The organism is Streptomyces rectiviolaceus (assembly GCF_039533825.1).
Lineage (GTDB): Bacteria > Actinomycetota > Actinomycetes > Streptomycetales > Streptomycetaceae > Streptomyces > Streptomyces rectiviolaceus.
The window spans coordinates 33,667-47,968 of the sequence record NZ_BAAAUG010000082.1 but is presented as its reverse complement, the minus strand read 5'-3'; the positions used below and the strand labels follow the sequence as shown (position 1 = coordinate 47,968).

Genomic DNA, 14,302 nt, shown 5'->3' with positions numbered 1-14,302 from the left:
GGACCCCCAGCCGCCGGGTGCCGATGTGGCGGGGGATGCGGGCGGCGTACCGCAGGGTGCCGATGGGGCCGACGGCCTGGGCAACGCGTCGGCCGCCGCGCAAGGCGACGCCCGGTGGTGGGCCGAACACCTGCTGGGGGAGACCCTCTCGAGGGTGCAGGACGCGCGCCCCTACCGACCCTTGCTCCAGCAACTGGCAGAGCAGCCCCGCTTCCCGGCAGCCTTCTGGCTGGGCCTGCCCCTACCCGTAGCCGACCGTTTCGACCTGCTGCGGGAGGCAGTGATCCACGACCCCCCGCCCGGCCCCCCGCAGGGGCGTTGCCTCGACGCGGTAGCCGAACTCCTGGCCGCGGACCCCGCAACAGCGCAGCCACAGCTGACCCGATGGTTCACCGACGAGCGCCCCCTCGAAGCCACCCCCCACGCCACCGTCGCATCAGCGGCCCAGGCCCTCCTCCACACCCACCGTCACCGCGCCATCGACGACCTCACCGAGCTCCTGGTCGACTGCGCCCACCCCCGCGCCGACGAACTGCTCGCCGCGCTCGCGGAAGAGGAGCCCTCGGCCGTCTGCCGGGCCGTAGACCGCTGGGTCCACGATGAGCGGCCCGCACGCCATGTCGCAGCCGTCGCCTACGGCCTGCGCGCCGCCCCGCACGCCACCACGGACGCCGACCGCAGGCTCCTGCGGTACGCGGCCTTCGCCCTCCTCGCCCGCACCGCCGACGACACCCTGCACGGCGCCGCCCTCGCCCTCCTCGTGCGCGACCCGCAGACCCGCGCACGCCACCTGCCGCCCGCCCTGAAGCGCTTCACCGCCGGCGACCCGCAGCTGCAGGCGAGCGCGCTGGTCGCCGCCCTGGACACCCACCCGGAGCAGGTCATCGCCGCCTTCCGGACCCGGCTGTACGGTCCGGGCCCCGCGCCGGGGGACGTCCTGCGCGGCCTGGCCGACGTGACGGCGCCCGTGCTCGCGCGGCGGGTGGCCGATCTCGTACGCGACGTGCTGGAGCTGCGCCCCGACCTGGCGGGGCACGTGGCCGCCTACCTCGACCTGCGGTTCGAGCAAGGGCCCGGCGTCCGCGCCGTCCTCTTCCCGCTGGTCACCGGCTTCATGCGGCACCGCCCGCCCCCGGTGCGCGCCGCGCTCGCCGCAGCCGTCGCCGCCCCCGGCACCGACGCCTCGCGCGCCCTGCGCGCCGAGCTCCTGGAAGTGCTGCTCGCCCAGGAGCGGGAGCCCGAGGTCCTGGACGCCGTGCTCTGCGCCGTGGCGGGCGGCGATGACAAGGACCGGGTGCGCGACCTCGTGCACCGCACCGGCGTGCTGCTCGTCCGCACCCCGGAAGGCGCGACCTGCTTCGACCGGCGCCTGGTCGAGCTCGCCCGTTCCGTGCCGGGCTTCTCCAGCCTGGTCGCCCGGTGGATCTGCGCGGCCCCGCAGGACTGGTCCGCCCTCGTCGGTCCCAGCGCCCGCCGCATGATCGAGAACCTCGCCGGAGCACGCGTTCCGGCGTGACCCCCGCCACCCCCTCCGATGCGAGCCGGATCGCACGGGCATGGCAGTCTTAGACCTGCGCAATCGGCAATGGGACGTACGCAGACGTACACACACGTACACAGGTTCGGCGAGGAGCAAAGACAGTGCAGCGCTGGCGTGGCTTGGAGGACATCCCCCAGGACTGGGGGCGCAGCGTCGTCACCATCGGTTCCTACGACGGCGTACACCGCGGACACCAGCTGATCATCGGCCGTGCGGTGGCACGCGCCCGTGAGCTCGGCGTACCCGCCGTGGTCGTCACCTTCGACCCGCACCCCTCCGAGGTCGTGCGCCCCGGCAGCCACCCGCCGCTGCTCGCCCCGCACCACCGGCGCGCCGAACTCATGGCGGATCTTGGCGTGGACGCGCTCCTCATCCTGCCGTTCACCACGGAGTTCTCGAAGCTGTCGCCCGCCGACTTCGTCGTCAAGGTCCTGGTCGACAAGCTGCACGCGCGCGTGGTCGTCGAGGGCCCCAACTTCCGCTTCGGCCACAAGGCCGCGGGCAACGTCGCCCTCCTGACCGAGCTCGGCGCCACGTACGACTACGAAGTCGATGTCATCGACCTGTTCGTGAGCGGCGAGGCCGGTGGCGGCGAGCCCTTCTCCTCCACCCTCACCCGGCGCCTGGTAGCCGAGGGCGACGTGGAGGGCGCCTCCGAGATCCTCGGCCGCCCGCACCGCGTCGAGGGCGTCGTCGTACGCGGCGCGCAGCGCGGGCGTGAACTCGGCTTCCCCACCGCCAACGTGGAGACGCTGCCGCACACCGCCATCCCCGCCGACGGTGTCTACGCGGGGTGGCTGCACGCCCAGGGCGAGGCGATGCCCGCGGCGATCTCCGTCGGGACGAACCCGCAGTTCGACGGGACGGAGCGGACGGTCGAGGCGTACGCGATCGACCGCGTGGGGCTCGACCTGTACGGCCTGCACGTCGCCGTCGATTTCCTCGCCTTCGTGCGCGGGCAGGCGAAGTTCGACTCGATCGACTCGCTGCTCGTCGCCATCGCGGACGACGTGAAGAAGGCCCGGGAGCTCATCGAAGCCGATTCGGACGGCGGCGTCCTGGAATAGGCGGCGCCTACCGGAGGTGCGGAAGGACGACGTTGTTGATCAGCGGGCCTTCCACGGTGACTCCTTCGGTGATCAGCGACTCGACGGGCGGCAGCGGCAGCGGCGGGGCGGGATTCGCCGCCGCGTGCGGTGCCGCCGAGGCGGGAGCCGTGACCCCGGTGACGGACAGGGCGAGGGCTGCGAGCAGCGTGCGGGCCAGGACGCGGCGATGACGCATGCGATCTCTGCTTTCTTCCGGTCTGTTTCAGTTGTTTCAGGGGGGGGCTGCACACGTGCCCCGGCGTCCGACGACCCTTTCGTATGATCGTCAGTGACTTCTTGGTCGTGCCACGGTTACGCACGGCGAGCGGGCCGCGATCGGCGGCCCGCACGTGCACGGTCCAAGGAGGCTGCAGTGAACAGCAGTTGGGTGCAGGCAACGTCCCGTTGGGCGCTGGTCGCGGCGATGGCGGCAGTGCCGTCCGTCCTGTGCTCCGGCACGGCGCAAGCCGATGAGACGCACAAGAACTCGCACAACGCGCCCAAGGTCGCTCTGATCAACACCGGCCAGATCGACGACCCCCTGGAGGACGTGCTCGAGCACACCCTCAACTTCGGGGACGGATACAGGTGGGACTGACGGGCTGAACCGCTCGTGGTCGTACCGTACTTGCGCGGGGTCCCGGGCAGCCGCGCAAGTACGTCACGATGCGGGGGTGTTCAGGTCACGGGGCGAGGCACGCCGCGCCCGGCACCTCGGAGGGGACACCGGGGCTTGCCGGATCGATGAGCGAGGTGACGTCACCGGCCGACTGTGCCAGGCAGTCGACGGTCCCGACGGGGTCCGGGACGGCACTGGCGGGCACGGCGATGGCCCCCAGCAGTGCGACGGCCCCGAGGATGACGGCGGCGGAACGGCGCATGGAAAGATCTCCTTCACTTCGGTGGAGTTGCTCACGGTCCGTGATGTGACCGATTCGCTCTGTGACTCCCCAGCGCTCACGCCCAATAGGCCCCGTATCACCCGTACGTGGAAGAGGTAACGATCCGCCGCCTCGGGACGTCGCTCAACCCCGCCTGGAGCAGCACACAACCCCCGGTCAGACGCCGGACGCGCTGACGTTGACCGCCGCCCAGTGGCACGCCACCTGCGTCTCGCCACCGCCGGACAGCAAGGGCAGATCCTCCGTCCGGCAGCGGTCCGCCACCCCCGCCCTCTCCGCCTCGCCCGATGCGAGCACCTGACAGCGCGCGTGGAAGCGGCAGCCGCCCGGGATGCGCGAGGGGTCCGGCGGCTCGCCCGTGAGGACCACCGGGTCGCCCGGGGCCTCCGGGAGCACGGACAACAGGGCTTGCGTGTACGGATGCTGAGGTGACGTCAGGACCTCCTCCACCGTCCCCGTCTCGACGATCCGGCCGAGGTACATCACCGCGACACGGTCGGCGATGTTCCACGCGAGACCCAGGTCGTGCGTCACCACCAGTGCGGACAGGCCGAGTTCGGCGCGGAGCTTGAGCAGCAGGGCGAGGATCTCACCGCGTACGGAAGCGTCGAGTGAGGCCACCGGCTCGTCGGCGACGATCAGTTCGGGCTCGAGGACCAGCGCGCCCGCGATGACGACGCGCTGGCGCTGGCCGCCCGACAGCTCGTGCGGATAGCGCAGGAAGAACCGCTCGGGCGGCCGGAGCCCCGCCCGTGACAGGGCGCCGGCGACCGTGGCCTGCTCGTCGCCCCCGTACCCGTGGATGCGCAGACCCTCCGCCACGGCCTCGTACACCGTGTGACGGGGATTCAGGGACCCGCTCGGGTCCTGGAGCACCAGCTGGACGCGCTTGCGGTACGCCTTCAGGGCACGCCCCGAGTAGTCGAGCGGCTTGCCGCCGAAGGTCACCTTGCCGGACGTGGGCGCCACCAGACCGAGCAGGGAACGGGCCAGGGTCGTCTTGCCGCAGCCCGACTCGCCGACCAGGGCCACGATCTCGCCCGGCTTGATGTCGAGGTCGACGCCGTCCACGGCCCGCGCGGGCGGCGCGCCACGGCGGCCGGGGAACGTGATGTGCAGGTCGCCCGCCGACAGCAGCGGATCAGTCGGCAGCTGGGGATCATCGGTGGTCATGCGTCGCTGCTCCTGCTCCTCGGTGCGTGATCTGTCGGGGCTCACGGGGCTCACGGGGCTCACGGGGCTCGTCGGGGCTCACGGCGTCCGCTCCGCCGTCGCCGGTGCCGAAGTCGGCTGCGCCGGAAGCTGCGCGCCCGCGTGCACGCACGCCGCGCGGTGCCGGGGGCCCGCGTCCCGCAGCGCCTGGTCCTCCGTGGTGCAGGAGTCCAGGGCGACCGGGCAGCGCGGGTGGAACGTGCAGCCCGTGGGGAGCAGGGACGGGTCCGGCGGGTCGCCGGGCAGACCGCGCGGCGCGAAACGGGACGCCGCGTCGCCGATGCGCGGGAAGGCCGCGGAGAGGGCTTTTCCGTACGGGTGCCGGGCGTTCTCGTAGACCTCCGAGGCCGGGCCCTCCTCGACGACGCGGCCCGCGTACATCACCGCGAGCCGGTCGCAGGTGTCGGAGAGCACCGCGAGGTCATGGCTGATCATGATCAGGCCCAGGTCCTGCTCGGCCACCAACTGCTCGATCAGACGCAGGATCTGGGCCTGGATCATCACGTCGAGGGCCGTCGTCGGCTCGTCGGCGATGATCAGACGCGGATCGCAGGCGAGCGCCATCGCGATCATCACGCGCTGGCGCTGCCCGCCCGAAAGCTCGTGCGGATAGGCCTCCGCGCGGGCGGCCGGAAGCCCCACCTGTTCGAGCAGCTCCCCGGCCTTCCTCTTCGCGCCCGCCTGGGTCGCCTTCTTGTGCAGCAGGATCGGCTCGGCGATCTGGTCGCCGATGCGGTGCACGGCGTTGAGCGAGTGCATCGCGCCCTGGAAGACGATCGACGCGCCCGCCCAGCGGACCGCGCGGACCTGGCCCCACTTCATGGTGAGGACGTCCTCGCCGTCGAGCAGGACCTCGCCGGTCACCTTCGTGCCCGCGGGCAGCAGCCGCAGCAGCGCGAGCGCGAGCGTCGACTTGCCGCAGCCGGACTCGCCCGCGACGCCGAGCTTCTGGCCCGCGTCGACCGAGAGGTTCACACCGCGCACGGCGGCCGCCCCGGACGCGTACGTCACTTCGAGATTTCGTACGTCGAGCAGGCGCTGTTCCGCCACTTCGGTCCCCGTCACGTCGGTCTCCGCCACGTCGGTCTCCGTCACCTTGTCCGAGCCACTCAACGGGAGACCCCCAGCCTGGGGTTGAGCACGGACTCCACGGCGCGCCCGCACAGCGTGAACGCGAGTGCCACGACGGCGATGGCGAGTCCGGGCGGAGCGAGATACCACCAGTTGCCCGCGCTGACCGCGCCCGCCTCGCGCGCGTCCTGGAGCAGTCCGCCCCAGGAGACGACGGTCGGGTCGCCGAGGCCCAGGAAGGCGAGCGTGGCCTCGGTGAGGATGGCGTTCGAGATGACGAGGGTGGTCTGCGCGAGCACCAGCGGCATGACGTTGGGCAGGACGTGCCGGCCCATGACGTGGCCGTGGCCGCCGCCGAGCGCCTGCGCGCGTTCGATGTACGGGCGTGACTCCACGGCCAGCGTCTGGGCGCGCACGAGCCGCGCGGTCGTCGGCCAGGTGGTCACGCCGATCGCCAGGATGATCGTCCAGATGGACTTGGACATCACCGAGGCGAGCGCGATGGCGAGCACCAGCGTCGGCATCACAAGGAACCAGTCGGTGACGCGCATGATGACGGTGGAGTACCAGCCCTTGAAGTGCCCCGCGGTGATCCCCACGATCGTGCCGATGGCCACCGAGAGCACGGCGGCGAGCAGCCCGACGGTGAGCGAGATCCGCGCGCCCCACACGAGGAGGCCGAGCAGATCGCGCCCGAACTGGTCGGTGCCCAGCGGGAATTCACCGCTCGGCGACTCCATCGGCTTGCCCGGTGCGTCGGTCACGCTCTGCGCGTCCGAGCCGACCAGGAGCGGCGCGAAGACGGCGACGAGCGCGATGACGACGAGCGCGGCCAGGCCGAAGAGACCGGCCCGGTGGGTGCGGTACTCGCGCCAGAAGCGAGCCACGGAGTGGCGCCTGCGGGTCCAGGCGAGGGCCCGGGGGCTCTTCGCGGCCGGGACCTCGGTCTCCGGGACCTCGGGCTTTGTGGCTTCGGTCGTCATCGGCCCACCCTCGGGTCGAGCAGCGGATAGATCACGTCGGCCAGGGTGTTCATCAAGATGACCGCGGCGGCGAACACGAAGAACAGACCCTGCACGAGGGGCAGGTCGGGCACGCTGAGCGCGGCGTAGAAGAGCCCGCCGAGCCCCGGCCAGGAGAAGACGGTCTCGACGAGGATCGCGCCCGCCACCACCGTGCCGAGGTTCACGAACATCAGCGTGACGGTGGGCAGCATCGCGTTCGGGACGGCATGACGACGGCGTACGAGATCGTCCCGCAGCCCCTTGGCGCGTGCGGTCGTCAGATAGTCGCTGCCCATCTCGTCAAGGAGGGACGACCGCATCACGAGGAGCGTCTGCGCGTATCCCACGGCCACCAGGGTGATGACGGGGAGCACCATGTGGTGCGCGACGTCGAGGATGTACGCGATGCCGGTCTCGCCACCGGATTCGAGCCCGCCGGTCGGGAAGAGCCCGGGAATCGGACCGACCCCCACCGAGAAGGTGATGATGAGAAGAAGCCCGAGCCAGAAGGACGGCACGGAGTAGAGGGTCAGCGCGAGGCCGGTGTGGACACGGTCCCCGAGCCCGCCGTTGCGCCAGGCCGTGCGGGTGCCGAGCCAGATGCCGATGAGGGTGTAGAGGACGAACGCGGTGCCGGTGAGCAGGAGCGTCGCGGGCAGCGCGTCGGTGATCTTCTCCATCACCGGGGTGTGGAACTGGTAGGAGGTGCCGAAGTCGCCGGTCAGCGCGTTGCCGCAGTACTCGAAGAACTGCGTCATGACCGGCTGGTCGAGGCCGAACTCCTTGCGCATCGCGTCCAGCTGTTCGGCCGATACGCGTTTTCCGCCCGTCATCTGCTTCACCGGGTCACCCGGGATCAGCCGGAACAGGAAGAAGCTGGTGACGAGGACGGCGAACAGCGAGACGGCGGCGCCGCCCAGCTTGCCCGCCACGTACTGGAGATAGGCGCGGGTGTTGCGGGCCCGGGGGCCGCGGGCCGACGGCCCGGCGAATACCGGATCGTCGGTCGCCGCGGCGCCCTCGGTGTCGAGCAGTGCGGGATTGCTGTCAGCGGTCATGCGTTACTCGCGGTCCTCTGCGGTCGAACGGCGGCGCAGGGCGAACAGGACTCCACCGCCGACGAGCACCACCGCGGCGGCGGCGATACCGATGATGACACCGGTCGAGCTTCCATCCTTGGAGGAACTCTTCCCATCCGCGGGCACGGCGGACCACCAGCTCCAATATCCGTCCTGGCCGTAGATGTTGCCCGCGGCGGTCGGCATGGTGGTGATGGACTTGATCTGGTCGGTGCGGTAGGCCTCGACGGCGTTCGGGTACGCCAGGATGTTCATGTACCCGGAGTCGTAGAGCCAGGACTGCATCTCCTTGACGGTCTCCGCGCGCTTGGCCGGGTCGTACTCGGCCAGCTGCTTGTTGTAGAGCTCGTCGTACTTCTTGTCGCAGATGAAGTTGTCGGTCGCGGCGCTCTCCTTGGCCTTCACCGGGAGCGCGGCGCAGGCGTGGATGCCGAGGACGAAGTCCGGGTCGGGATTGACGGACCAGCCGTCGAACGCGAGATCGTACTCACCCGCGTACCAGGGCACGGACACGTCATCGAGGCAGTTGACCTTGAGCCCAATACCAAGATCCCCCCACCACTCCTTCAGATACTTGCCCACGGCCTTGTCGTTCGGGTCGGTGGCGTGACACAGGATGCGGAAGTCGAGCGGCTTCCCGTCCTTGCCGACGCGCTTGCCGTCGCCGTTCTTCTTGTAGCCCGCGTCGTCGAGGAGTTGGGCGGCCTTCTTGGGGTCGTACGACAGCTTCTGGTCGGCGGAGGGCTTCCACGCGTAGTCGGAGAAGCGAGGCGGAATGTATCCCTCGCCCTCGACGGCCTGGCCCTGGAAGACCTTGTCGACCAGCGCCTCGCGGTCCACGGAGAGGAAGAGCGCCTGGCGCACCTTCTTGTCCAGGAGCGCCGGATGCCCGTCACCGAACTTCTTGCCGTCGCGGGTCTTGGCACCGGGGTTGGTGGCGATGGCGAAGAAGCGCCGCCCAGGCCCTTCATTCACCTTCACGTTCTCGGTGCCCTTGAGCTCGGAGGCCTGCGCCGGGGTGAGGGCGGGCTGGCCGGCCACGAAGGAGACCTCACCCTTCTTCAGCGCGGCGACGGCGGCGTCCTGGTCCTTGTACGTCTTGAAGACCACCTCGTCGAACTTGGGCGCGCCGCGCCAGAAGTTCTTGTTGGCCTTCAGCTTCACGTACTGGTCGGTCTTGTAGTCGGTGAGGACGAAGGGGCCGTTGCCGACGACGGGGAAGGTCTTGTCGTTGTTGAACTTGGAGATGTCCCCGACCTTCTCCCAGACGTGCTTGGGAACGATCGGCACGTCGAGGGCGGCCATGGTGGCCTGCGGCTTCTTCAGTTCGACGACCAGTTGGGTGGGGCTGGGGGCGGTCACCTTCTTGAAGTTGGCGACGAAGCCGGAGTTGGCGGTGGCGGTGCCCTGCTTGGACATCAGTTTGTTGAACGTCCAGGCCGCGTCCTCGGCGGTGGCCGGCTTGCCGTCGGACCACTTGGAGTTGTCCCGGATGGTGTACGTCCAGGTCAGCTTGTCGGCGGACGGTTTCCAGTCGGTGGCGAAGCCATCGATGGCGTGGTTGTCCTTGGCGTCGTAGTTGGTGAGGTACTCGTTGGTGAGGCGGAGGATGCTGGTGCTGAGCAGCCGCTGGGCGAGGAAGGGGCTGAGCGAGTCGACGCTCTGGGCCACCGCGACGGTGAGGGTCTTCTTGCCGTCCGCCTTGGCCTCGGCCTGGTCCGGGGCCGGGTTGAGGGGGGTGGCAAGGCCTGCGGTGAGGGTGAAGGCGGCGGCTCCGGATGCCAGGAGCAGACGGAGGCGGGTGCGGCCGCGGCTGCGGGCCCGTGGTGGTGACTTCGGGGGCCCCTCGGTGGTGGGGTGAGACCGTGTTCTGCCGTACTGATCTTGTGTATCCATGGGTCGGTGACCTCGCGTCATCGCTCGCGCAGAGATGGCTAGTTGATCAAGGAACGCCAGCTGGTTGATGTGTGTGTCTACCAGCGCCAGTCTGCGTCAGTCAACGGCAGGTGAACCCCATGTGGCCTGCGGAAATAACGAGTTGACCCGGATTTCATCCGCATTGGTCAAGACCTGTGAAGCGTGGCTGGTCGGGGGGTGATGGTGGGGGGAGGGGCAGGTGGGGGGAGGGGCGGGGGGAGGGCTGGGCCGGGGGTTGGGCCGGGGGCTGGACCGGGGGACTGGCGCTAGCCCGCCGCCCACCCTCTCGTTCCGACTGGGGCTGTGCGTCAGCCCGCCCCCCCCACCCCCTCGTTCGGCCTCCGGCTGGGCTGCGCGCGAACTCGCCCACCCGCCCCCTCGATCCGGCTAGGGCTGTGCGTTAGCCGCCCGTCCACCCCGTCGTTCCGGATGGGGCTGTGCGCTAACCCCGCCCACCCGCCCCTCGTTCCGGCTGGGGCTGTGCGTTAGCCCGCCTCCCACCCCTTCGTGACGGCAGTCAGGCTGGGGCTGTGCACTAACCCGCCCGCCCACCCCGTCGTTCCGGCTAGGGCTGTGCGCTAGCCCGCCTCCCCGCCCTCTCGTTCCGGCACTCCGGCTGGACTGCGCGCTAACCCACCCGCCCACCCGCCCGTTCCCTTCGGTGCTTGGGCAACGCTGCGGGGTAATCGGGTGGGTGGGCGGGAAAGTCTGTTCGTCAGCGGAGGCTGCGGGTGCGGGGACAACGGACTGGGCCCGCATCAGGGATCGATGCGGGCCCAGTTGAGAACGGCGGAGGCTACTGCTGGGGCGCTTCCGGCGCCGGAGGCTGCGGCTGATAAGGCGCTCCAGGCTGGAACGGCTGCCCAGGCTGAACGGGCGGCGGCGCCTGCCCACCCTGAGGCTGACCAGGCGGCAACTGCCCCGGCTGCGGCTGCGGCTGACCCTGAGGCGCCTGGAACGGCTGCCCCGGCGCCGGGGCAGCAGGCCCCTGCGGAGGCGCCGCGTTCTGCCACCCCTGCGGAGCCCCCGGCTGCTGCGGATAGGGCTGCCCACCGGGCTGCGGCTGAGGCGGCTGCGGCTGCGGCTGCTGAGGAGCGTACGGCTGCTGGGGCGCCTGCCCAGGCTGAGCCCCCTGCCCCGGATATGGGGCCTGCCCAGGCTGCGGCGCCTGCTGACCAGGAGCAGGAGCCTGCTGCCCCGGATAACCCCCCTGCCCCGGATACCCCCCCTGCCCCGGCAGGGGCGGAGCCACGACCGGAGGCGGATTCCCGTCGGAAGTCCAGAGCCCCTGCTGCTGCTGAGCCCGCACAAAGTCCTCCGCCACCATCGCAGAGAGATTGAAGTACGCCTCCCGCACCTTCGGCCGCATCATGTCGAGATCGACCTCGGCACCAGCAGCAAGATGCTCGTCGAACGGAATGACGACAACACCCCGGCACCGCGTCTCGAAGTGCGACACGATGTCGTCAACCTTGATCATCTTCCCGGTCTCACGCACCCCCGAGATGACCGTGATGGAACGCGAGACAAGGTCGGCGTACCCATGCGCGGACAACCAGTCCAGCGTCGTCGACGCACTGCTGGCGCCATCCACGGACGGCGTCGAAATAATGATCAGCTGGTCGGCGAGATCGAGAACACCCCGCATGGCGCTGTAGAGCAGCCCCGTACCGGAGTCGGTCAGGATGATCGGGTACTGCTTCCCCAGTACGTCGATGGCGCGCCGATAGTCCTCGTCATTGAAGGTCGTCGAGACGGCCGGATCGACATCATTGGCGATGATCTCGAGCCCGGACGCGGCCTGCGAGGTGAAGCGCCGGATGTCCATGTACGAGTTGAGGTACGGGATCGCCTGGACGAGGTCACGGATGGTGGCCCCGGTCTCGCGCCGCACCCTGCGCCCCAGCGTGCCCGCGTCGGGGTTGGCGTCGATCGCGAGGATCTTGTCCTGCCGCTCGGTGGCGAGCGTCGACCCGAGCGCGGTGGTGGTCGTCGTCTTGCCGACACCACCCTTCAAGCTGATGACGGCGATGCGATAGCAGGACAGAACCGGAGTCCGGATCAGCTCCAACTTCCGCTGCCGCTCGGCCTCTTCCTTCTTGCCGCCGATCTTGAACCGGGACCCACCGGCAGCGGGCCGACTGCTCTTGGCCTTCGGCTTGGTGTTGCGAAGCAGCCGGTCGGAGGAGAGCTCGACAGCAGCGGTGTAACCGAGCGGCGCCCCGGGGTTGGTCCGCTCCCGCTGATCGTGCTGCACGGCCTGCGGCCAAGCGGCGCCGGTGCGGGGGTCGATGGGCGGCTGCGGCTGAGCCGGGGGCTGCGCCTGTGGCTGCGGCTGCTGCTGAGCCGGAAGCGGCTGCTGGGGATGTTGTGGTTGCTGCTGCTGCTGCTGCTGCGGCGGCTGTACGGGGGCAGGGGGCTGCGCCTGCGCCGGGGGCGCCGGCTGCTGCTGCGCGACGGCGGGCGGGAGCGGCTGCTGGGCCTGGGGCGCGGGCGGCTGCGGGAACCCGTAACCACTCGGCGGGACAGGCGCGCCGCCCTGCTGCGGGAACCCATAACTGCCCTGCTGCGAAGGGTTGGCAGGAGCAGCCGCCGGAGGACCGGCCTGCGGGAACCCGTAACCGGTGGGCGGAACGGGCGCTTGGGGAGCCGGAGCCGGAGCCGGAGCCGGAGCCGGAGCCGGAGCCGGAGCCGGAGCCGGAGCCGGAGCCGGAGCCGGAGCCGGCGTCACAGGCGCCGGAGCGGGCGCACCGGCCTGCGGGAACCCGTACCCACCACCAGGAGGAGCCGTCGTATCGGCAACCGGCGGCGCGGGCGCGACCGGTGACGGAGCAACGGGCCCGGTGGGCGAGGGCCAAGCCGGAGGCGCGGTCTGAGGGGCCTGCGGCTGAACAGGCGCGGGGGCGGGCTCGGCCTGCTGCGGCACAGGCGGCTGTACGGGCTCGGCGACAGGCGTCGGCTCCGCGGGGTGCGGCTGCGGCTGCGGCGTCGAGGCCTGGACGGGAACGGGCCACTGCGGTGCCGAGGTGGGCGCTGCGGGCTGGAAGGCGGGCGGCAACGGCGGAAGCCCACCGTGCGGCGCGGGCGGCGGAGTCCAGGAGGGCGGCACGGAGTCCTGCACTTCTTCGCCGGGCGAAGCAGGCACAGCGTCCTGAGGGGCGGCGTCGTCAGGAACTGCGTCGTCAGGAGCGGCATCCTGCGGAACAGCATCACGGATCTCGTCCGCGACATCGGAGCCATCGGCCTCATCGACGTCCGCGTCCGATTCAGACGCTTCGGCAGGCTCAACAGAAGGCGCGACGTCGTCGAAGCCGGCATCGGAGGCGACGTCAGCTTCGCCCGCTACTTCGTCGTCACCAGCCTCGTCCGAATCCGAATCCGAATCCGAGGGCGACGAGGAGACAAGCTCAACCTGTTCGACGTCAGCGGCGACGTGATCGACGTGATCGACGTGATCGACGTCGTCCTGCGGAGCCTCCGCAGCGGCGCGCTCCTCGATCTCCCGCTTCAGGGCGGCAGAGGAGAACCGCATGGTGGCGCCACTCTCAAGATCGCCACTGCTCTCGGCAACAGGCTCAACAACGGGCTCGGGCACAGCAGCAGGCGCGGCAGCAACCTCGGGCTCAGCCTCATGCACCGGCTCAGCCTCAGGCTCCGGCTCCGACGGAACCTCAGGCTTAGGAACGACACCAGTCACATGCACGGAAGAGGCGACACCAGCAACGGCACCACTCCAGTCGGCAGCACCTCCCGAAGGAGACTCATCCTCAGAAGCGGCCGGAGCCGGAGCCGGAGACGGAGCCGGAGCCGGAGACGGGGCAGGAGTCGGAGCAGCCGGAGCAGCCCAATCTGCCCCCGGCCGAGCCTGCGGCTGGAACCCACTCCCCACAGGCAGCTTCGGCACAGCGCTGGGCAGCCCGACCGGCTGAGCCGGAGGCTCAGGAGCAACGGGAGGAGCGGCGGGCTCCGCCGAAGCCGAAGCCGAAGCCGAATCCGAAGCCGAATCCGAAGCCCCAGGCGAAGAAACCGGCGGGGACGCAGGCGAGGAAGGTGACGCAGGCGAGGCCGAAGGAGTCTCCCCCGCACTGCCTGACGCATTCTGCGTGTACCAGGCAGGAGGGGCGTAGTCGATGGTGAACTCGCCCGTCGTCTCGGCAGCGGACTCCGCGTCGGACTGATCATCGACGGGTGTGTCCCAGCCCCCGCGGATCTCGTCCCGATCGCTGTTCACAATGCCTCCTGGTGTGGTCGAGCACCCTCGTGCCGTGGTGGGGGGCGACCGTTCATGTCGTCCGATCCGCCTTGGCTCTCCCCGTTGTGGACGCGAACCACCCACTCGCGGGTTCTGGCGTCGCGCCACGTCCCAGCCTAATCACCAAAAGCACCAGCACGGCAGGGCAGCCCACCCCACGAATGCTGTCCTTTGCGTCACGCTTCCCACGGGAGTGATCCACCTATCGGAAACAGTGAGGGACAAATCAACCAACAA

Annotated in this window: 10 protein-coding genes and 1 pseudogene; 3 read left to right on the top strand and 8 right to left on the bottom strand. The window is 70.3% G+C overall.

The annotated features are described in order from the left end of the window. Together ABD378_RS23215 and ABD378_RS23210 are read left to right on the top strand one after the other, a co-directional pair. A pseudogene (locus ABD378_RS23215) lies at positions 1-1,516 on the top strand (serine protease); the annotation flags it as partial. Between the two features lie 125 nt (positions 1,517-1,641). Then, a complete protein-coding gene (locus tag ABD378_RS23210; protein WP_344523256.1) occupies positions 1,642-2,607 on the top strand; it encodes a bifunctional riboflavin kinase/FAD synthetase in 966 nt (321 codons plus the stop codon). 7 nt (positions 2,608-2,614) lie between these two features. Here ABD378_RS23210 and ABD378_RS23205 read toward each other — a convergent pair whose 3' ends face one another. Further along, on the bottom strand, positions 2,615-2,824 hold the full coding sequence (locus ABD378_RS23205; protein WP_344523254.1) for a hypothetical protein: 210 nt from the start codon (positions 2,822-2,824) through the stop codon (positions 2,615-2,617). A 177-nt stretch (positions 2,825-3,001) separates the two neighbouring features. Here ABD378_RS23205 and ABD378_RS23200 point away from each other — a divergent pair, with 177 nt between their 5' ends. After that, positions 3,002-3,226 (top strand): hypothetical protein, encoded by a 225-nt coding sequence (locus ABD378_RS23200; RefSeq protein ID WP_344523267.1) that lies wholly within the window; start codon positions 3,002-3,004, stop codon positions 3,224-3,226. Positions 3,227-3,311: 85 nt separating this feature from the next. On the opposite strand, the gene ABD378_RS23195 is transcribed toward ABD378_RS23200, so the two are convergent. From ABD378_RS23195 to ABD378_RS23165, 7 genes are all read right to left on the bottom strand, one after another. Continuing rightward, positions 3,312-3,509 carry a hypothetical protein gene (locus tag ABD378_RS23195; RefSeq protein WP_344523252.1) on the bottom strand — a complete coding sequence of 66 codons (198 nt, stop codon included), beginning with the start codon at positions 3,507-3,509 and terminating at the stop codon, positions 3,312-3,314. A 177-nt stretch (positions 3,510-3,686) separates the two neighbouring features. After that, positions 3,687-4,703 (bottom strand): ABC transporter ATP-binding protein, encoded by a 1,017-nt coding sequence (locus tag ABD378_RS23190; protein WP_344523250.1) that lies wholly within the window; start codon positions 4,701-4,703, stop codon positions 3,687-3,689. Between the two features lie 78 nt (positions 4,704-4,781). Beyond that, on the bottom strand, positions 4,782-5,963 hold the full coding sequence (locus tag ABD378_RS23185) for an ABC transporter ATP-binding protein (protein ID WP_386543724.1): 1,182 nt from the start codon (positions 5,961-5,963) through the stop codon (positions 4,782-4,784). Beyond that, on the bottom strand, positions 5,852-6,796 hold the full coding sequence (locus tag ABD378_RS23180) for an ABC transporter permease (protein ID WP_344523248.1): 945 nt from the start codon (positions 6,794-6,796) through the stop codon (positions 5,852-5,854). Before ABD378_RS23180 ends, ABD378_RS23185 begins: the two co-directional genes overlap by 112 nt. Continuing rightward, the gene (locus tag ABD378_RS23175) at positions 6,793-7,875 is read right to left on the bottom strand and encodes an ABC transporter permease (RefSeq protein ID WP_344523246.1); all 1,083 of its coding nucleotides are present in this window, start codon (positions 7,873-7,875) and stop codon (positions 6,793-6,795) included. Before ABD378_RS23175 ends, ABD378_RS23180 begins: the two co-directional genes overlap by 4 nt. A 3-nt stretch (positions 7,876-7,878) precedes the next feature. Beyond that, positions 7,879-9,792, bottom strand: coding sequence for an ABC transporter substrate-binding protein (locus ABD378_RS23170; protein WP_344523244.1), 1,914 nt, complete (start codon positions 9,790-9,792; stop codon positions 7,879-7,881). 817 nt (positions 9,793-10,609) lie between these two features. After that, complete coding sequence (locus ABD378_RS23165; RefSeq protein WP_344523242.1) at positions 10,610-14,044, bottom strand: SCO5717 family growth-regulating ATPase; 3,435 nt, start codon at positions 14,042-14,044, stop codon at positions 10,610-10,612. Positions 14,045-14,302: the final 258 nt, after the last annotated feature.

Excerpts from the sequence above, each read along its gene's own strand:
- ABD378_RS23205 (WP_344523254.1), bottom strand. The coding sequence starts at position 2,824 with ATGCGTCATCGCCGCGTCCTGGCCCGCACGCTGCTCGCAGCCCTCGCC.
- ABD378_RS23195 (WP_344523252.1), bottom strand. The coding sequence starts at position 3,509 with ATGCGCCGTTCCGCCGCCGTCATCCTCGGGGCCGTCGCACTGCTGGGG.
- ABD378_RS23190 (WP_344523250.1), bottom strand. The coding sequence starts at position 4,703 with ATGACCACCGATGATCCCCAGCTGCCGACTGATCCGCTGCTGTCGGCG.
- ABD378_RS23180 (WP_344523248.1), bottom strand. The coding sequence starts at position 6,796 with ATGACGACCGAAGCCACAAAGCCCGAGGTCCCGGAGACCGAGGTCCCG.
- ABD378_RS23175 (WP_344523246.1), bottom strand. The coding sequence starts at position 7,875 with ATGACCGCTGACAGCAATCCCGCACTGCTCGACACCGAGGGCGCCGCG.
- ABD378_RS23170 (WP_344523244.1), bottom strand. The coding sequence starts at position 9,792 with ATGGATACACAAGATCAGTACGGCAGAACACGGTCTCACCCCACCACC.